Genomic DNA, 18231 nt, shown 5'->3' with positions numbered 1-18231 from the left:
GCAGCGACCCGACGGTCAGGACTTCGCCAGGGCAGCGCGCTCCTCGACTCCGACACGGCGCTCGAGGGCGGCGGCGAGCCCCGGATGCCGGCGCAGAGCCGGATCGTCGGCGAGAAGTCTCTCGCCCTCGGCGCGGGCCTCGGTGATGAGGTCGGCGTCGGTAACCACTCGCAGCAGACGCAGCGACGAACGCGCTCCCGACTGCGCGCCGCCGAGCACGTCACCTTCGCCGCGCAGGTCGAGGTCGACCTCGGCCAGGGCGAAGCCGTCGAGGGTCGCTGCCACCGCCTCGACGCGTGAGCGCGCCGATGTTCCGGGCGAGGCTTCGGTCACCAGCAGGCAGAGGCCCGGGAGCCCCCCTCGCCCGACGCGTCCGCGCAGCTGATGCAGCTGCGAGACGCCGAAGCGATCGGCTTCGAGGATGACCATCGTGGAGGCGTTGGGCACGTCGACGCCGACCTCGATCACGGTGGTGGCGACGAGAACGTCGATGTCTCCGCGCGCGAAGGCCTGCATCACGGCGTCTTTCTCGTCGGAGGGCATCTTGCCGTGGAGGATCTGCACGCGGATGCCGCTGAACGTCGGCAGTCGCGACAGCAACGCCTCGACCTGCACGACACCCCACCGCGTGCGGGAGCCCTCGGCTGCGGCGGCCGGTGCGTCCGCCGGTTCGTCGGTCTTCTCGTCGGCGGTGAGCTGGTCGGAGTCGATCGCGGCGCACACTACGAACGCCTGGCGCCCGAGGGCGACCTCTTCGGCCACGCGATCCCACACGCGGGCGAACCAGGCGGGCTTCTCGGCGAGCGGGGCGACGAACGACTGGATGCCGGCTCGCCCGGCCGGCATGGTGCGGATGGTCGAGACGTCGAGGTCGCCGAACACCGTCATGGCGACGGTGCGCGGGATGGGGGTCGCCGTCAACACGAGCGTGTGCGGAGAACTGCCTTTGGCGCGCAGCGCCTCGCGCTGGTCGACGCCGAAACGGTGCTGCTCGTCGACGACGACGAAGCCGAGGTCGGCGAAGGTGGTGGTCGCGCTCAGGAGCGCGTGAGTGCCCACGACGATGCGCGCCTGACCAGAGGCGACCCGCAGGGCCGCGCGGCGACGCTCTGCCGCCGGCATCTGCCCGGTGAGCAGGGTCGGCATGACCTCGGGGGCGAGCTCGGGGCCGAGCATGCGGGCGATCGAGCGCAGGTGCTGACCGGCCAGCACCTCGGTGGGGGCGATGAGGGCGGACTGCCCGCCGGATTCGGCGACCTGCAGCATCGCGCGCAACGCTACCAGCGTCTTGCCCGATCCCACCTCGCCCTGCACCAGACGGTTCATGGGCCAGTCGGCGACGAGGTCGGCCTCGAGCTGCGCGCCGACGCTCTGCTGGTCGGCGGTCAGTTCGAAAGGGAGGATCGCGTCGAAGCGCTCGAGCAGACCACCGGGCGCCGCCGGCCGCTTGGTCGCCGACAGCGCCCGCACGAACTGCCGCTGCTGGAGCAGGGCGGTCTGCAGCACGAAGGCCTCGTGCATGCGCAGGGTCGCGATCGCGGGCGGGACGTCGTCATCGGTCTCGGGGCGATGGATCTGCTCGAACGCCGAGCGCGCCGGGAGGAGACCGCGGCGAGCTCGCAGGTCGTCGGGCAGGGGGTCTTCGACCTCTCCGAGTCCGTCGAGCACGAGCGAGATCGTCTTCTGCACGAGCGTGCTCGGGATCGAACTCGTCGCGGGATAGATCGGGATGGGCCGCTTCGCCGTCACCTCGGCCTCGGCGCGAGCCTCGGCGATGTCGTCGAACAGCTCGTAGTCGGGGTTCGTCAGCTGCGTCTGGCGGCGGTACTCGCCGACCTTGCCCGAGAAGATGCCGCGGCGCCCCGGAGTCAGGTCCTTCAAGCGCCAGGGCTGGTTGAAGAAGGTGAGCGACATGCGCCCGTCTCCGTCGCTGATGACGACTTCGAGCAGCGAGCCGCGGCGGTTCTGCATGCGACGCTCGTTCGCGCTGACCACCTCGGCCACGATCGTGACCGGCTCGCCGAGCGGGAGGGAATCGATGGGCGTGAGCTCACCCCGACGGGCGTAGCGGCGGGGGTAATGCTCGAGCAGCTCACCCACCGTCTTCACGCCGAACGCCTTCTCGAATGCCGTCGCGGTCTTGCCGCCGATGGCGCCGTCCAGGCGCGACGCGAGCGAGAATCCGGGCATGCCCCGAGTCTAGGCAGGCCCCCGGACATCGCCGTTCGCTCGCGCGCACGGGACCGCCGCACCGAGGACCCTAGGCTGGAGAGGTGACGCGCATCATCTCGGGCCGGGCCGGAGGCACGGTCCTCGACGTGCCCCCCAAGGGCACCCGCCCCACGAGCGACCGCGTCCGCGAGTCGCTCTTCGGAGCGCTCGAGTCCGCGGGCCTGCTCGACGACGCACGCGTGGCGGATCTGTTCGCGGGCTCCGGCGCCCTGGGGCTCGAGAGCCTCAGCCGCGGCGCCGTCTCCGCGGACCTCGTCGAGCTGTCGGCACCCGCCGCGGCCCTCATCCGCAAGAACGCCGAACGGGTGAAGACGGCCGGCGTCACCGCCCCCGCGCGCGTGCACAAGGCGAACGTCACGACGTTCCTCTCGGCATCCACCCTCGAATGGGACCTCGTTTTCCTCGATCCGCCCTACGACTTCGCCGACGATGAGCTCACGAAAGCGCTCGTCGCGCTCGCGCCGCGCCTGCACCCCGACGCCACGGTGATCGTCGAGCGGGCGAAGCGATCCGCCGCCCCCGAGTGGGCCGCCGCCGGACTCGAGGCCGAGCGCGACCGCGCCTACGGCGACACCACGATGTGGTGGGGACGACCGCGGATCGTCTGATCCCTCAGCCGCGACCGGCGTCCCAGTCGCGGTACGGATCCCACCCGCCCCGGCCCGTCCAGGGCCGATCGTCGACGGTGACGGCTACGCTCCCGCGCGCCACGACCGTTCCCACGCGACGGCCCAGCGGGTCCGCTCCGGCCGCGAACGTCACGAGGAACCCATGGTCCTCTCCCCCGCCGAGCGCGCGGTCGGGGTCGTCGCCGAGGGTCGCGGAGTCGAGGGCGATCGTGACCCCCGAGGCATCGGCCAGGCGCGTGGCGTCGAGGACGAGACCGTCGGAGATGTCCATCATCGCGGTGGCCCCCGCATCCGCGGCGCGCAAGGCCTCCGCGATCGGCGGTCGCGGCGTGAGCTGGCGAGCCAGTCCGCGCGCGTCGTCGGCACCGAGCGCCGCCCGGGCCTCGGACGTGATCACGACGGGAGTGCCGTCGGCATCCCGGAACCGCCCGAAGAGCACCTCGAGTCCCCGCGCGGCCTCGCCGAGCTCGCCGATCACGTAGACGCCGTCTCCGACGCGGGCACCGGAGCGACGCACGGGATCGCGGCCGTCGAGGCTCCCCAGGGCCGTCACGGCGATGGTCAGGGTGTCCGAGACCGTGAGGTCGCCCCCCTCGACCGCGCAGTCCGGTGCCAGCTCGGCGCAGGCCGCCGCGAGGCCGTCGGCGAACCCGCGGACGAACGTGACAGGAGTGTCGTCGGGCATCGCGAGCGCGACCAGCAGAGCGATCGGTCGCGCACCCATCGCGGCGACATCGGCGAGGTTCACCGCCGCGGACTTGAAACCGAGATCGAACGACGACGACCACGCCAGCCGGAAGTCGGGCCCGTGCACGAGCGTGTCGGTCGTCGCGACGACCCGCCCGTCGGGAACCGACAGCACAGCGGCATCGTCACCGGGCCCGACCGGGGCGGTCGACGGCGGAAGACGGTCCAGGATGCCGCGCAGGATCTGCCCCTCGGACAGCTCGCCCACAGTGGTTGCACGGGTGGTCTCGGCGTCGGTCACTCCCCCACGCTATTAGCCTGGAGGGGTGCCCCGCTCCTCCCGCCTCCTCGCGCTCCTCGCCGCCGCCGCCCTCCTCCCCGGCCTCGCGGCGTGCAGCACCACGGTCGCGATGCAGCCGGCCAAGAACGCGAACGACCCGGCGTGCGCCGAGATCACCTCGCGACTGCCCCAGACAATCTCGGGGCAGAACCGCCGCTGGACCGACGCGCAATCGACCGGTGCGTGGGGAGATCCCACCGCGATCCTCATGACGTGCGGGCTCGAGACCCCCGGCCCGTCCACCCTGCCGTGTCGCCCGTTCAACGGCGTGGACTGGCTGGTCGACGAGTCGCAGGCGGCCGACAACCGGTACACCCTGACGACGTTCGGGCGCAGCCCCGCGGTCCAGGTCTACCTGGACTACAAAGAGGCCAGCAGCGCCGATGTGGCCCAGGCCCTCGGACCGCTGATCAGCCAGTACCTGCCGTCGACGGGCGCCGTGTGCACCTCGGCCTCCGACGCCACGCCCTCGCCGAGCCCGACGCCGTAGCGCGCGCCGCGTCCGACCCCGCGTGCGCAACCGCGGGACTCTTCCCGACACACCGGCGTCACCGACCCCGGCGACGGCGCGCCGCCGGCCCGGCCCGCCGTTGCGCACGGCGAGTCGGGCCGCGACTCAGGCCTTCGCGAGGGCCGCGTCGAGCAGGTCGCTGATGAGGTCGGGGTACGACAGGCCCGAGGCGATCCAGCAGGTCGGGAACATCGAGATCGGCGTGAACCCGGGCATGGTGTTGACCTCGTTCACGTAGAACTCGGTGCCGGTGTAGAAGAAGTCGACGCGCGCGAGACCCTGGCCGCCGATTGCCTCGAACGCCTGGGCGGCGATCCGCTGCATCTCGGCGAGCTCGCCGTCGCGCAGGTCGGCGGGGCACACGAGCTCGACGCCGGCAGCCCCGAGGTACTTCGCCTCGAAGTCGTAGAACTCGCGCCCCGTCACGACGATCTCGCCGGCGACGCTGACACGCACCGGTCCGCCATCGCGCCCGGGCAGCACGCCGCACTCCACCTCGCGGCCGACGATCGCCTTCTCGACCAGCACCAGCCCGTCTTCGGCGAACGCGGTGTCGAGAGCGGCGTCGAGGTCATCCCACTGCGACACCTTCGTGACGCCGACGCTGGAGCCGGCCTCGTTCGGCTTGACGAACACGGGCAGGTCGAGCGCTCGGATGCGGCGCTCCCACAGCGAGCGGTCGCGCGCGAGGTCGGCGCGGGTCACCGCGACCCACGGCACCACGGGCACGTTCGCGGCGCGCAGCACCTGCTTGGTCACGTGCTTGTTCATGCCGATCGCCGACATGAGCACTCCGCCGCCGGCGTACGGGATGCCGAGCAGCTCGAGCAGCCCCTGCACCGTACCGTCCTCTCCGAAGCGGCCGTGCAGGATCGGCAGCACGACGTCGACGTCGCCGAGCGACCGAGTGCCCTCGGCATCCGTCACCGTCCACTCGCGTGAGAGCGTCGAGTCGGGCAGGCGAACGCGCGTGCCGTTGTCGCGCACCTCGGGCAGTGCGTCGGGGATCAGCGCGAACTTGTCGGGATCGTCGTCTTCGAGAACGAAAGCGCCGTCGCGGGTGATGCCGACCGGGATGACCCGGAAGCGGTCACGGTCGATCGCCCGCAGCACCCCGCCCGCCGTGGCGGAACTGATCGAATGCTCGCTGGAGCGCCCGCCGAAGAGCACCACCACCACCGGTTTGGTCATTCTGCGTCCTCTCGCCCTGCGGCTGGTCGTCGTCTGTCGTCAGGTGCGGTGCGATGTCGCGCGGGTCCATGGTCCCGTCGAGCACCATCTTGACCTGCTGCACGATGGGCATGTCGACGCCGACCTGCCTCGCGAGTTGCAGGACGGGGGCGACGGATGCCAAGCCCTCCGCGGTCTGCTGCATCTGCGTCACGACCTCTTTGTAGCCGTAGCCCTGGCCGAGCAGGCGCCCGGCGGTGTTGTTGCGGCTGAGCGGCGACTGGCACGTCGCGATGAGGTCGCCGAGGCCGGCGAGGCCCTGCAGGGTCTCGGGCTGGGCGCCCTGCGCCACGGCGAAGTCGGTCATCTCCACGAGGCCGCGCGTGATGATCGAGGCTTTCGTGTTCTCGCCGTAGCCGACGCCGTCGACGATGCCGATCGCGACGGCGATGAGGTTCTTCAGCACGCCGCCGAACTCGGTGCCGATCACGTCGGTGTTCACGAACGAGCGGAAGTACCTGTTGCGCGCGCGGCGGGCCACGGCCTCGGCGGTCTCGGGGCTCAAGGAGCTGATGACGGCCGCGGTGGGCTGCTCGCGGGCGATCTCGAGGGCGAGGTTGGGACCGGATGCCACGGCGATACGGGCCGGGTCGCACTGGAGCACCTGTTCGATGACCTGGCTCATGCGCAGGCCGGTCGACTTCTCGACGCCCTTCATGAGCGAGACGAGCGGCACGTCCGTGCGCTCGACGAGGGGTCGGATGGCCGCGAGGTTGTCGCGCAGCGACTGACTCGGCACCGACAGGAAGATCTGCTCCGCGCCGTTCAGCGCCTCGGCGAGGTCGGTGGTGGCCGTCATGGTCCGCGGCAGGTTGATGCCCGAGAGGTAGCGGCTGTTGCGCTTGGACTCGGTGATCTCTGCGGCCAGCTCGGGGCGGCGCGCCCACATGACCACCGAGGCTCCGCCGTCGGCGAGGATCTTGCCGAACGTCGTGCCCCAGCTGCCCGCGCCGACGACGGCGACCTTAGGTCCGGCGACCGGCACGGGGCTCTTACGGCTCAAGGCGACCCGTCTCGTTCTGCCCGTGCTGCGACGGGTTCCAGCGCTCCGCGGGAGCGGGAAGACCCCGGATGCCGGAGAGCATCGCGGTGATCTCGTTCATCATCGCGTCGGTGGCCTTCGTCAGGGTGGCCGGCTGGGTGCGCGTGGCGGCGTAGGCGCTCATGTCCATGGCGGGGCCGAACTCGACGATGACGTGGGAGCGGCGGGGGAACTTCAGCTTCCCGTACCGCGGCAGGATCTGCTGCACGCCCCACTGCGCCATGGGGATGAGCGGCAGATCGGCGGCCAGGGCCAGGCGAACCGCCCCGGTCTTGCCGCGCATCGGCCACAGGTCGGGGTCGCGCGTGAGGGTTCCCTCCGCGTAAACGATCACACCGCGGCCGTCGCGGGCGATCTGCTCGGCCGCTTTCATCGATTGGTTCGCGCTGGTCGAGGCCCGCGGCACCGGCACCATACCGGTGGCACGGAGCGCCGCACCGAGAACGGGCACCTTGAACAGACTCTCTTTGGCCATGAACCGCGGGGCGCGACCGAGCCGCCAGACGGCGACGGCCACGATCACGGGGTCGAACTCCGAGTTGTGGTTCGGAGCGATGACGTAGGCGCCCTCGCTCGGGAGGTTCTCGCCCCCGCGGATCTCGATCCGGGCGAACAGGCCCGTGATCGGCACGATGATCGCCGCGAGCGGCCAGAAGGCGCTCGGCTTCGTCTTCTCGGGCGAGGCGGCCACGGATCAGCCCACGACGTCGAAGTCGGCGTCGAGAGCGGTCAGCTTCTCGAGGAACTTCTCGTAGCCCCGGCGGATGATGCCGATGTTGCGCACGGTCGACTCGCCCTCCGCGGCCAGGGCCGCGATGACGTAGCTGTAGCCGCCGCGCAGGTCGGGGACCTCGACATCGGCGCCGTGCAACGGCGTCGGTCCGTTGATGACGGCCGCCTGCTCGAGGTCGCGACGCGGCACCCGACGATCGGGGCTCGAGATGCCCTTGGGGTGCACGACGATGTCGGCGCCCATCTTGTTGAGCGCCTCGGTGAAGCCCAGGCGGTTCTCGTACACGGTCTCGTGGACGGTGGAGGTGCCGGGGGCCTGCGTGAGCGCGACAATGAGCGGCTGCTGCCAGTCGGTCATGAAGCCGGGGTGCACGTCGGTCTCGACCACGACGGGCTTGAGGGCGTCGCCGCGGCGGAACAGGATGCCGTCCTCGCGCACGTCGAACCAGCCGCCGGCCTTGCGGAAGACGTTGAGGAAGGTCAGCATGTCCTGCTGGCGGGCGCCCTTGGCGAAGATCTCGCCGTCGGTCGCCAGCGCGGCGCAGGCCCACGAGGCGGCTTCGTTGCGGTCGAAGATCGCGCGGTGGTCGTAGCCGACGAGCTTGTCGACGCCCTCGATGAAGATGACGCGGTTGGGCTCGTACGAGATGATCGCGCCCATCTTCTGCAGCACGGCGATGAGATCCATGATCTCGGGCTCGATCGCGGCGTTGCGCAGCTCCGTGACGCCCTTCGCGCGGACGGCGGTGAGCAGGACCTGCTCGGTCGCGCCGACGCTCGGGTAGGGCAGGGTGATGTTCGCGCCGTGCAGGCCGTTCGGGGCTGTGATGCGGATGCCTTCGTAGCTCTTGTCGACGACGGCGCCGAAGGCGCGCAGGGCGTCCATGTGGAAGTTGATCGGGCGATCGCCGATGCGGCATCCGCCGAGGTCGGGGATGAGCGCCTCGCCGAGCAGGTGCAGCAGCGGCCCGCAGAACAGGATCGGGATGCGCGAGGCCCCCGCGTGCGCGTCGATCTCTTCAAAGTGCGCGGCGACCGCGCCCGAGGGGTCGAGGTGGAGCGTGCCCTCCTCGTCACCCTCGGTCACGGTGACGCCGTGCACCTCGAGGAGCGACCGGACGACCTTGACGTCGCTGATCATCGGCACGTCGCGGAGCGTGCTCGTGGTCTCGCCCAGGAGCGCGGCCACCATGGCCTTCGTCACCAGGTTCTTCGCGCCCTTGACCTCGACGGTCCCGCGCAGGGGCCGACCGCCGCGGATCGAAAGAGTTTCGGCCGCCTCCCAGTCGGGCTGTCCGGGGTTCTGGTCTCCGGAGTCGGTGACGAGTGTGCTCATGGGGGGTGGACCTCACTTCGTGGACGAGGGGCGGCAGATCGACCCGATCGGGTCGATCGGGCTCAGCGGACCGGAAGGGTCTGCGGCCGCCATGCCTCGCGGCGCGCCTCGAACTGCGTGATCTTGTCTTCGTCACGCAGAGTGAGCCCGATGTCATCGAGCCCTTCGAGAAGCCGCCACCTAGTGTAATCGTCGATCTCGAACGAGACCTGGAGATCGCCGACCGTGGCGGTCTTCGCGGTGAGGTCCACGGTCATCTCGATGCCCGGGTTCGCCTCGAGGATAGCCCAGATCTGCTCGACCTCGTCCTCGGTGATCACGCCCGTGACCAGGCCTTGTTTGCCCGAGTTGCCGCGGAAGATGTCGGCGAACTTGGGGCTCAGCACGACACGGAACCCGTAGTCGCGCAGCGCCCACACGGCGTGCTCGCGGCTGGATCCGGTGCCGAAGTCGGGGCCGGCGACGAGGACGGATGCCGAGCGGTAAGCGTCCTGATTGAGCACGAACCCGGGGTCCTGGCGCCAGTTCGAGAACAGGGCGTCTTCGAAGCCGGTCTTGGTGACGCGCTTGAGGAACACCGCGGGGATGATCTGGTCGGTGTCGACGGCAGAGCGTTTCAGAGGCGTGGCGACACCGGTGTGCGTGGTGAACTTCTCCATGTCAGGCCTCCGCCCCGGTCGAAACGGTCTCGGTGGGAACGGGGTCCAGATCGGCCGGGCTCGACAGCGTTCCGCGCACGGCCGTGGCCGCGGCGACCAGCGGCGAGACCAGGTGCGTGCGCCCGCCCTTGCCCTGGCGTCCTTCGAAGTTGCGGTTCGAGGTCGACGCGCAGCGCTCCCCCGGGGCCAACTGGTCGGGGTTCATGCCCAGACACATCGAGCACCCCGCGAAGCGCCACTCGGCGCCGAAGTCGGTGAAGACCTTGTCGAGGCCCTCGGCCTCGGCTTCGAGTCGCACGCGCGCCGATCCCGGCACGACCATGACGCGGACGTTCTCGGCCTTGGTTCGCCCCTCGATGACCGAGGCGAAGGCGCGGAGGTCTTCAATGCGGCTGTTGGTGCAGGAACCCATGAACACGGCATCCACCGGGATGTCCTTCATCGGGGTGCCGGCCTGCAGGTCCATGTACTCCAGCGCCCGCTCGGCGGCGGCGCGCTCGTTGGGGTCGGCGATGTCGGCCGGGGTCGGAACGACGTCGCTCAGCGAGACGCCCTGGCCCGGGTTCGTGCCCCAGGTGACGAAGGGTTCGAGCTCGTTCGCATCGAGGAAGACCTCGGCGTCGTAGACCGCGCCCTCGTCGCTCGGCAGCGTGCGCCAGTAGGCGACCGCGTCGTCCCAGTCCTGGCCCCGCGGCGCGTGCGGCTTGTCCTTGACGTAAGCGAAGGTCGTCTCGTCGGGGGCGATCATGCCCGCGCGGGCACCGGCCTCGATCGACATGTTGCACATCGTCATGCGGCCCTCCATCGAGAGGGAGCGGATCGCGCTGCCGCGGAACTCGAGCACGTAGCCCTGGCCGCCGTTGGCACCGATCTTGGCGATGATCGCGAGGATGATGTCCTTCGCGGTGACGCCGGGCTTCAGCTCGCCCTCGACGGTGATCGCCATCGTCTTGAAGGGCTTGAGCGGCAGGGTCTGGGTGGCGAGCACGTGCTCGACCTCGCTGGTGCCGATGCCGAACGCCATCGCGCCGAACGCGCCGTGGGTGGAGGTGTGCGAGTCGCCGCACACGACGGTGATGCCCGGCATGGTGAGGCCGAGCTGCGGGCCGACCACGTGGACGATGCCCTGCTCCTTGTCGCCCAGCGAGTGGATGCGCACGCCGAACTCGTCGGCGTTGCGGCGCAGCGTCTCGATCTGCGTGCGGCTGGTGAGGTCGGCGATCGGCTTGTCGATGTCGAGCGTCGGGGTGTTGTGGTCTTCGGTCGCGATCGTCAGGTCGAGCCGGCGCACGGGGCGACCCTCGGCGCGCAGGCCGTCGAAGGCCTGGGGGCTCGTCACCTCGTGCACGAGGTGGAGGTCGATGTAGATGAGGTCGGGCTGACCGTTCTCGCCCTTGACCACGAGGTGGTCGTCCCAGACCTTCTCGGCCAGGGTGCGAGGGTTCTCGGGAATCGTGCTCATGTTTGCGTTTCTCCTCGGAAGGGGGTGTGAGGCCCGCGACGAACTCCGCGACGAGAGAGGCCTAGAACAAGGTCTCGTCGCGGCCGCTAAGGAGGAGGCGAGCGATCCGCACGTCGTCACGATACCACCGGCGTCCGACACCCCCGCCGCCGGGGACGGGTGGCGGATGCCGTGTCGGCGGCGTCACAGAGCGACGCACGTTTCGCCGCCCGGAGCCCGCGCGTGCGAATCTGGGCCGACCCGAAGGAAGGAGTGCGCCATGGCCGCAGGCGCCGACACCGGTTTCTCCACTCGCCAGGTCCACGCAGGAGCGGCGACCGCGCAGGCGAGCCCGCGCGCGACCCCGATCTACCTCACGGCGGGCTTCACGTTCAGCGACCTCGACGAGTCGGCCGCGCACTTCGGCGAGGGCACGGGCTTCGGCTACAGCCGCACCGGTAACCCCACCGTGCACGCCGTCGAAGAGCGTCTCGCCTCGCTCGAGGGCGGCGACCAGGCCGTGCTCGTCTCGAGCGGTCAGGCGGCCGTCACCGTCGCGCTGCTCGCCCTCGCCGGAGCCGGCGACCACGTCGTCGTGTCGGAGCACATCTACGAGGGCACGCGCGGCCTCCTGCTCGACAACCTCGCGCGCCTCGGCGTCGAAACGACCTTCGTCGACACCGACGACCTCGACGCCTGGCGCGCCGCGATCACCCCGCGCACGAGGGCCCTCTTCGCCGAGACGCTCTCGAACGCCCGCAACGACGTGCTCGACGTGGCCGCGGTGGCCGTGATCGGCGCCGAGCACGGCATCCCGCTCGTGGTCGACAGCACGTTCACCACTCCGTACCTCCTCCGCCCGATCGAGCACGGGGCCGCCGTCGTCGTGCACTCGGCGAGCAAGTTCCTGGCCGGTCAAGGCGCCGTGCTCGGCGGTGTCATCGTCGACGACGGTCGCTTCGACGCCGCGGCATCCGGTCACCGCTTTGCCCACCTCGTGCAGACCGACCGTCTGGGCGGGGCGAGCTACGCCGAGAAGTACGGCGCCCGTGCGCGCGGGCAGTACATCCGCGAGAGCGTGGCGCCGCGGTTCGGCCCCTCGCCCTCGCCGTTGAACGCCTTCCTGATCGGCCAGGGCATCGAGACCCTGAGCCTGCGCGTCGAGCGGCAGTCGCAGAACGCCCTCGCCGTCGCCCGCTGGCTCGAACAACGCCCCGAGGTCGAGCGCGTCGACTACATCGGTCTCGACTCGCACCCCCACCACGGCCTCGGTGAGCGCTACCTGACGCGCGGCTTCGGGTCGGTCTTCACCGTCACCCTGCGCGGCGGTCTCGAGGCGGCGCGCCACGTCGTGCAGTCGGTCGAGGTCATCACGCACATGACTCACCTCGGCGACGTGCGCTCGCTCGTGCTGCACCCGCAGAGCACCTCGCACGCCGCCCGCACCGTCGCCGAGCGCGAGCGGGCGGGCGTCTTCCCCGGCACGATCCGCCTGTCGGTCGGCATCGAAGACATCGACGACCTGCTCGCCGACCTCGAACAGGCGCTCCTGGGCGTCCCCGTGCTCGAGCGCGAGACGGTCGTGCTATGAGCCGGCTGCAGCACTTCGGCTGGTTCCTCGCGCGCGGCTTCGGCCCCCACGGGTGGGGCCACCCCTACCTGCGCTGGAACCACCGCTGGACCGAGCCCGGCCTCTACCAGGACTCGGCCCGCACGCTCGAGCAGGCCGGCTTCGACCTGCTGATCATCGAAGACGCACCCTCGCTCGGCAGCGCCGACACGATCGACCTGCGCGTGCGCCACGCCTTCGGCGGACCGAAGCACGACCCGCTGCTGCTCGCGCCGTACCTGTTCGCGGCGACGCAGCATTTGGGCGTGGTGCCGACGGTCAACCCGGCCGCGTATCTGCCGTACACCGCCGCTCGGCAGTTCGCGACGCTCCAGCACCTGAGCGGCCACCGTCTCGGCCTGAACGTCGTCACCGACACCGGCAGCGCGCGCCACTTCTCCACCGCGCCGCAGCTCGGGCACGATGCGGCCTACGACCGGGCGGAGGAGTGGCTCGACGGCATCCGGAAGCTCTGGAACAGCTGGGGCGAGGGCGCTCTCGTCGCCGACGAAGAGACGGGTGTTTACGCCGACGGCACGAAGCTCGAGGCGGTGCGGCACCGCGGCGAGCACTACGGCTTCGACGGGCCGCTGAACGCGGTGCCCTTCACCGACGGCGCGCCCACGATCGTCTCCCCCGGCGGATCCGGCCGCGGCCTGTCGTTCGCGGGGCACAACTCCGACGTGCAGCTCGCGCTCGCACCTCTCGACGAACAGAGCATCCGGGCGTATCGGGGCCGCATCCAGGACGCAGCCGTTGCCGCGGGGCGAGCGGCGGCCGACATCAAGATCCTCTTCGCCATCCAGCCCGTGCTCGTCTCGTCGCCGGAGGAAGCCGACCGCCTCGTCGCGGCATCCGCTCACCCCGATGACGAGGCGCTCGTCGCCATCGCCCGCAAGCAGTCAAGCGATCTTGAGACCGATCTGACCGGTCTCGACCTCGACAAGCCGCTCGACCGGTCGATCTTCGGCGAGCACGTGTCGGAGGGCAGCATCAAGCGGCTCGTCGGAAAGCACGACGACGACGCTCCCCTGCGCACGATCCTCGCCGCGCACGCACGCGTGGGCCGCCTGGACGACGGCTCCGGCTTCGTGGGGACGGCCGACGAGTTCGCCGACCGCATCGAAGAACTCGGCACGTGGGGCAATGACGGCGTGCTGCTGTGGGGCGACCTGCACCCTGTCACCGTGCATCGCGTACTCGATGACCTCGTGCCGATCCTGCGTCGGCGCGGCATCCTCCGCGAGGAGTACGTCGACGGCGGACTTCAGGCGAATCTGCGCGCGTTCTAGATTCCGGATGCCGTGGCCCCAGGTGGCTGAGCCCGCCAGGGGTCGCGGCACCCGGACCCTTCGACAGGCTCCGGGTCGTCGACGCGCAGGGTCCTCGTCGGCTCAGTCGCCCTTCGGCTGCTCGACCGTGCGGGGCGTCCCCTTCTCGTCGGCGACGTCGGCCGCGGCATCCTGAGGCCCGTCGACGGACGCGGGCTCGCGGCGGGCGGCGATGAGGCTGGCGATCGTCGCGACCGCCATCGACACCACGATCACCGCGAGAGAGACCCACGTCGAGATCTCGGGCGCCCACTCGATGGGCTCACCGTCGTTGATGAACGAGAGCTCGTTGACGTGCATCGCGTGCAGGATCAGCTTCACACCGATGAACGCGAGGATGAACGCGATGCCGTAGTGCAGGAACTTCAAGCGGTCGAGCAGGTCGCCGAGCAGGAAGTACAGCTGGCGCAGACCCATCAGCGCGAAGAGGTTCGCCGTGAACACGATGAACGGGCTCTGCGTGATGCCGAAGATCGCCGGGATCGAGTCGATCGCGAACAGCAGGTCGGTCACACCGATCGCGACGAACACGATGATCATCGGGGTGAAGAGCTTCTTGCCCTTGACGCGCGTGATGACCTTCTTGCCGTCGTACGAGTCGCTCATCGGCAGCACGCGACGCAGCGTCCGCACGATGAGGTTCTCTTTCTGCGAGTCGTCGTCGTGGTCGTCGCCCGGGAACGCCTGGCGGATCGCCGTGTAGACGAGGAACGCACCGAACAGGTAGAAGATCGGGCTGAAGTTCTCGATGATCGTCGCGCCGACCAGGATGAAGGCGCCGCGCAGGATGAGCGCGATGATGATGCCCACCATCAGCACCTCCTGCTGGTACCGCCGCGGCACCGCGAACTGCCCCATGATCAGCACGAACACGAAGAGGTTGTCGATCGAGAGGCTGTACTCGGTCAGCCAGCCCGCCACGAACTGTCCCGCGACTTCTCCCCCGGCGACGATCCAGAGGACGCCGGCGAAGATGAGCGCGAGGGTCACGTAGAACACGACCCAGAGCGTCGACTCTTTCGCCGCCGGGATGTGCGGGCGTTTGAGGATGATCAGCAGGTCGGCAACCAGGATCAGCACGAGCACGACGAGCGTGATCGTCTGGAAGAGGGGGTCGAGCTGCAGCTCCATCGCGGGGCCTTTCATCGGGGAAACGCTCGAGTTTATCCGCTCGCTCCAGCCGGGCACGGGGTTGTGCTCCTAGTGCTCATAACGTGCGTACATCCGTGAGACGATCCGCTCGAGCCGGACACCTCTGAGTGAGAGATTGCTTCCCGGGGCTCACCCGGAGAGCGGAACGGATGCCATGACCCACGGAGTCATCGACGACAGGGCCCTCGTGGCGCGCGCCGCCGGCGGGTCGGAGGTCGCGTATCGCGAGCTGTATCGGGCGTACGCGCGACCCGTGTACTGGATCGCTCTCGGTCTGGTCGGCGAGCCCGCGGACGCCGAGGACGTGGTGCAGGAGACGTTCGTGGTCGCTTGGCGGAAGATTCCGTCGCTGCGGCTCGAGGGCGAGTCCCTGTTGCCCTGGCTCGCGACCGTCTGTCGGTTGCAGGCGCAGAACCGACTGAGGGCGCGTCGTCGCCACGGATCGCACGCGGCGCTCGACGACGAGATCCCCTCGGCCGTCGACGTCGAGGCTCAGGTCGTGCAGGCGCAGACCGTGGCCGCGATCCTGGCCGCCGTCGATCGGCTCAGCGACCTCGACCGCGAGATCTTCCGCCTGTGCGCCGCCGAAGGCTACGGGTACGAAGCGGCCGCCGCCTCGCTGGGCGTGTCGCACGGAACCGTTCGCAACCGCCTCTCCCGCATCCGCTCCCGGGTGCGCGCCACCGCGATGGAGACGGAGACTTCATGACCACGCCCACTCTTCCCCCTCTCCCCGCCGACCGGATGGATGCCATCGAAGCCGCCGTCTTCGGCCGGATCGCCGACGAGCGCGAGCGCACGCGCCGCCGTCGTCGCGGGATCTGGACGGGCGCCGGAGCCGCGGCCGCCGTGGTCGTGGTCGCCGCGTTCGTCGGCCCGTCGCTGACCGCCACCTCGGGGTCCAGCGGATCGAGCACCGTCATCGGGGCCGAGAGCCAGGGGCTCACGGACCAGTACTCGAGCGGATCCGCCCAGGACCCACCCCTCGCGCCGATCGCCCCGGGCGAGCAGGCCGCGGGGTCGTCCTCGTCGTCCGAGGCCACCGCGGGAGACGCGGCGGCGCGCGACGCGGCGACCCGCGACATCGTCGCCACCGGCTCCAGCACGGTCGAGGTGGACGACATCGCCGCGGCGATCGACGCGATCGGCTCCGCCGCGACCGGGGCGGGCGGATACGTCGAGTCCTCGCAGCTGGGCGGTGCGATCGGCGCGGTGCCGTACGAGGGCTCGGCGACCGGGCCCGCGGCATCCTCGGGCTGGATCACCGTCCGCGTCCCCGCTGCCGCCCTCACGAGCACGATGGACGAACTGCGCCAGGTCGGAGAGATCACGGCCACGACCGTCAACCGCTCCGACGTCACCGAGCAGACGGTCGACCTGCGCGCGCGGGTCGCGGCCGGCGAGGCTTCGGTGGCGCGACTGACGGAGCTGATGGCGAAGGCGGGCTCGGTGTCCGACCTGATCACGGCGGAATCCGCCCTGGCCGAGCGACAGGCGCAACTAGACTCCGACCGTCAGGTGCTGCAGTCGGTCGAGTCCCAGGTCGCGATGTCGTCGCTCAGCGTGCAGCTCGTCGAACGCTCCCCCGCCGTCGCCGCCGACCCCGCCGGTTTCGGCGACGGGCTCGGCGCCGGCTGGAACGGTCTGGTGGCCACGCTCAACGGCATCGTGATCGGCCTCGGCTTCTTGCTGCCCTGGATCGCCGTCGCGGCGGTGGTCCTCGCGGTGACGTGGGGCGTGCGCCGGGCGCTGCGGCGCCGTCGCGAGGCGCGCGAGGGCTGAGCTGCAGCGCTCAGCAGCCTCGGATCGACGGAAGGAGCGAGAGAGTCGGACGCCGGGTCGTCTCGGCATCCGAGTCCGCTTGAGCGTCCGCGAGCTCCTTCTGCCTTGGGCCGCCCCCGCCAGAACGAAAAAGAGCTTCGACCATTCGGTCGAAGCTCTTTTTCGTGTTGGTGACCCCAGCGGGATTCGAACCCGCGTTACCGCCGTGAGAGGGCGGCGTACTAGGCCGCTATACGATGGGGCCGCGTCGCAACCGTTTAAGTATGCATCACGATTGACGCGCACGCAAAATCGAGGCCGAGCCGTCGAAATCCCGGGCGTGTCCGGCCACGGTACCGCGAGTTGGGCGCACAGGGAAGAGCCGTTAGACGCTGTTCACCCTTCGCGCCAGCGCTTGCCTCTCTCCCTCCGTCGGGAGTTGACTCGAAGAATGCGCCTCACGAAGCACGAACACGCCGCCCTGGTCCTCGTCGAATCCGGTCACTCGCTCGTGATCGATCCAGGCAGCTTCACCTCGCCGTTGGACGACCTCACGAACCTCGCGGGGGTCGTGATCACGCATGAGCACGCGGACCACTGGACGCCCGAGCACCTCGCACGCCTGCAGAAAGCGCACCCCAGCGTGCCGATCTATGGCCCCGAGGGGGTGCGCGATGCCGCTGCCGGCTTTGACGTCACGGTGGTGAGCCCCGGCGACACCTTGGATCTGGGTCCGTTCCACCTGGAGTTTTTCGGCGGAAAGCACGCGGTCATCCACTCCTCCATTCCGGTGGTCGACAACGTCGGCGTGCTCGTCAACGACGCGGTGTACTACCCGGGCGACTCCTACGTGGTGCCCAAGCACAAGAAGATCGCCCTGCTCGCGGCCCCGGTCGGCGCCCCCTGGCTGAAGATCGGCGAGGTCATCGACTACGTCCTCGACGTCAAGCCCGAGCGCGTCTTCGCCACGCACGACATGACCCTGTCGGTCGCCGGCAAGCAGATGGGCGACGCGCGCCTCACCTGGGCCGTCGAGCAGAACGGCGGCTCGTTCATCGACCTCAAGCCGGGCGACTCGGTCGAGGTCTGAGTACCGCAGCGTGCCCCATCTCCTGAGAATGCGGCGCGCTCGCGTGCGGAGCCGCGAGAGATCAGCATCGGTTGTCGAGTTCTCAGGAGTTTCGCGCCCCTGACACCGAAAACACCGGATGCCACGAGCCCTGGGGCCGTGGCATCCGGTGTTCTGTAAAGAGGCGCTTACTGCGCGTCGAGATCGGTCTCGAGAAGGGCGACGAGCTCGTCGAGCGCCTGCTCGGCACCCTCACCCTCGGCCTTCAGCGTCACGACGGTGCCGTGACCGGCGCCGAGGCCCATGAGCGACAGGATGCTGCCGGCGTTGAGGTCGGCACCACCCTCGGCGGCGATCGTGACGGGGATCTTCTTCTCCTGCACGGCCTGCACGAAGAGCTTCGCGGGGCGGGCGTGGAGGCCCGAGGCGCTCGCGATGGTGGCCTGACGTTCTGCCATGGTGAATCCTTC

The 18231-nt window shown here is 70.1% G+C and carries 17 protein-coding genes and 1 tRNA gene; 7 read left to right on the top strand and 11 right to left on the bottom strand.

Translation table 11 applies throughout. The features are described from left to right. Positions 1 to 15: 15 nt before the first annotated feature. Positions 16 to 2190 carry an ATP-dependent DNA helicase RecG gene (locus QBE02_RS01240; protein WP_279366797.1) on the bottom strand — a complete coding sequence of 725 codons (2175 nt, stop codon included), beginning with the start codon at positions 2188 to 2190 and terminating at the stop codon, positions 16 to 18. Between the two features lie 83 nt (positions 2191 to 2273). On the opposite strand from QBE02_RS01240, the gene rsmD reads away from it, so the two are divergent. Then, positions 2274 to 2840, top strand: a complete 567-nt coding sequence (gene rsmD / locus QBE02_RS01235; protein ID WP_279366796.1) for a 16S rRNA (guanine(966)-N(2))-methyltransferase RsmD — start codon at positions 2274 to 2276, stop codon at positions 2838 to 2840. Between the two features lie 4 nt (positions 2841 to 2844). On the opposite strand, the gene thiL is transcribed toward rsmD, so the two are convergent. Beyond that, positions 2845 to 3849: a thiamine-phosphate kinase gene (gene thiL, locus QBE02_RS01230; RefSeq protein ID WP_279366795.1), complete on the bottom strand. Its 1005-nt coding sequence runs from the start codon at positions 3847 to 3849 to the stop codon at positions 2845 to 2847. A gap of 25 nt (positions 3850 to 3874) precedes the next feature. Here thiL and QBE02_RS01225 point away from each other — a divergent pair, with 25 nt between their 5' ends. Then, complete coding sequence (locus tag QBE02_RS01225) at positions 3875 to 4378, top strand: DUF3515 family protein (RefSeq protein ID WP_279366794.1); 504 nt, start codon at positions 3875 to 3877, stop codon at positions 4376 to 4378. Positions 4379 to 4504: 126 nt separating this feature from the next. Here the strand turns inward: QBE02_RS01225 and QBE02_RS01220 are convergent, their stop codons facing one another. From QBE02_RS01220 to leuC, 6 genes are all read right to left on the bottom strand, one after another. Next, positions 4505 to 5590: a D-alanine--D-alanine ligase family protein gene (locus tag QBE02_RS01220; protein WP_279366793.1), complete on the bottom strand. Its 1086-nt coding sequence runs from the start codon at positions 5588 to 5590 to the stop codon at positions 4505 to 4507. Then, positions 5490 to 6632, bottom strand: coding sequence for an NAD(P)H-dependent glycerol-3-phosphate dehydrogenase (locus QBE02_RS01215; protein WP_279366792.1), 1143 nt, complete (start codon positions 6630 to 6632; stop codon positions 5490 to 5492). The genes QBE02_RS01220 and QBE02_RS01215 overlap by 101 nt, the downstream gene beginning before the upstream one ends. Then, on the bottom strand, positions 6622 to 7362 hold the full coding sequence (locus tag QBE02_RS01210; RefSeq protein WP_268104134.1) for a lysophospholipid acyltransferase family protein: 741 nt from the start codon (positions 7360 to 7362) through the stop codon (positions 6622 to 6624). The genes QBE02_RS01215 and QBE02_RS01210 overlap by 11 nt, the downstream gene beginning before the upstream one ends. A gap of 3 nt (positions 7363 to 7365) precedes the next feature. Then, positions 7366 to 8739, bottom strand: a complete 1374-nt coding sequence (gene murA, locus QBE02_RS01205; protein WP_279366791.1) for a UDP-N-acetylglucosamine 1-carboxyvinyltransferase — start codon at positions 8737 to 8739, stop codon at positions 7366 to 7368. Between the two features lie 62 nt (positions 8740 to 8801). Further along, positions 8802 to 9398, bottom strand: coding sequence for a 3-isopropylmalate dehydratase small subunit (leuD, locus tag QBE02_RS01200; RefSeq protein ID WP_279366790.1), 597 nt, complete (start codon positions 9396 to 9398; stop codon positions 8802 to 8804). Position 9399: 1 nt separating this feature from the next. After that, the gene (gene leuC / locus QBE02_RS01195) at positions 9400 to 10860 is read right to left on the bottom strand and encodes a 3-isopropylmalate dehydratase large subunit (RefSeq protein ID WP_279366789.1); all 1461 of its coding nucleotides are present in this window, start codon (positions 10858 to 10860) and stop codon (positions 9400 to 9402) included. Between the two features lie 259 nt (positions 10861 to 11119). Between leuC and QBE02_RS01190 the strand changes: the two genes are divergently transcribed. Beyond that, positions 11120 to 12430 (top strand): O-acetylhomoserine aminocarboxypropyltransferase/cysteine synthase family protein, encoded by a 1311-nt coding sequence (locus QBE02_RS01190; protein ID WP_279366788.1) that lies wholly within the window; start codon positions 11120 to 11122, stop codon positions 12428 to 12430. Then, complete coding sequence (locus tag QBE02_RS01185; protein ID WP_279366787.1) at positions 12427 to 13740, top strand: LLM class flavin-dependent oxidoreductase; 1314 nt, start codon at positions 12427 to 12429, stop codon at positions 13738 to 13740. The genes QBE02_RS01190 and QBE02_RS01185 overlap by 4 nt, the downstream gene beginning before the upstream one ends. A 102-nt stretch (positions 13741 to 13842) precedes the next feature. Here QBE02_RS01185 and QBE02_RS01180 read toward each other — a convergent pair whose 3' ends face one another. Further along, positions 13843 to 14910: a TerC family protein gene (locus QBE02_RS01180; RefSeq protein WP_268104918.1), complete on the bottom strand. Its 1068-nt coding sequence runs from the start codon at positions 14908 to 14910 to the stop codon at positions 13843 to 13845. Positions 14911 to 15085: 175 nt separating this feature from the next. On the opposite strand from QBE02_RS01180, the gene QBE02_RS01175 reads away from it, so the two are divergent. Next, entirely contained in the window at positions 15086 to 15640 is a 555-nt protein-coding gene (locus QBE02_RS01175) for an RNA polymerase sigma factor (protein ID WP_279366786.1), read from the top strand. Next, positions 15637 to 16713, top strand: coding sequence for a DUF4349 domain-containing protein (locus QBE02_RS01170; protein ID WP_279366785.1), 1077 nt, complete (start codon positions 15637 to 15639; stop codon positions 16711 to 16713). Before QBE02_RS01175 ends, QBE02_RS01170 begins: the two co-directional genes overlap by 4 nt. Before the next feature lie 168 nt (positions 16714 to 16881). Here QBE02_RS01170 and QBE02_RS01165 read toward each other — a convergent pair. Beyond that, positions 16882 to 16957 (bottom strand) — tRNA-Glu (locus QBE02_RS01165). Positions 16958 to 17143: 186 nt separating this feature from the next. On the opposite strand from QBE02_RS01165, the gene QBE02_RS01160 reads away from it, so the two are divergent. Continuing rightward, a complete protein-coding gene (locus QBE02_RS01160; RefSeq protein WP_279366784.1) occupies positions 17144 to 17782 on the top strand; it encodes an MBL fold metallo-hydrolase in 639 nt (212 codons plus the stop codon). 167 nt (positions 17783 to 17949) lie between these two features. Here QBE02_RS01160 and QBE02_RS01155 read toward each other — a convergent pair whose 3' ends face one another. Next, a complete protein-coding gene (locus QBE02_RS01155) occupies positions 17950 to 18219 on the bottom strand; it encodes an HPr family phosphocarrier protein (protein WP_056230686.1) in 270 nt (89 codons plus the stop codon). Between the last annotated feature and the right edge of the window lie 12 nt (positions 18220 to 18231).

Source organism: Microbacterium testaceum, assembly GCF_029761935.1.
Lineage (GTDB): Bacteria > Actinomycetota > Actinomycetes > Actinomycetales > Microbacteriaceae > Microbacterium > Microbacterium testaceum_A.
This window is presented reverse-complemented; position numbering and strand designations above follow the sequence as displayed.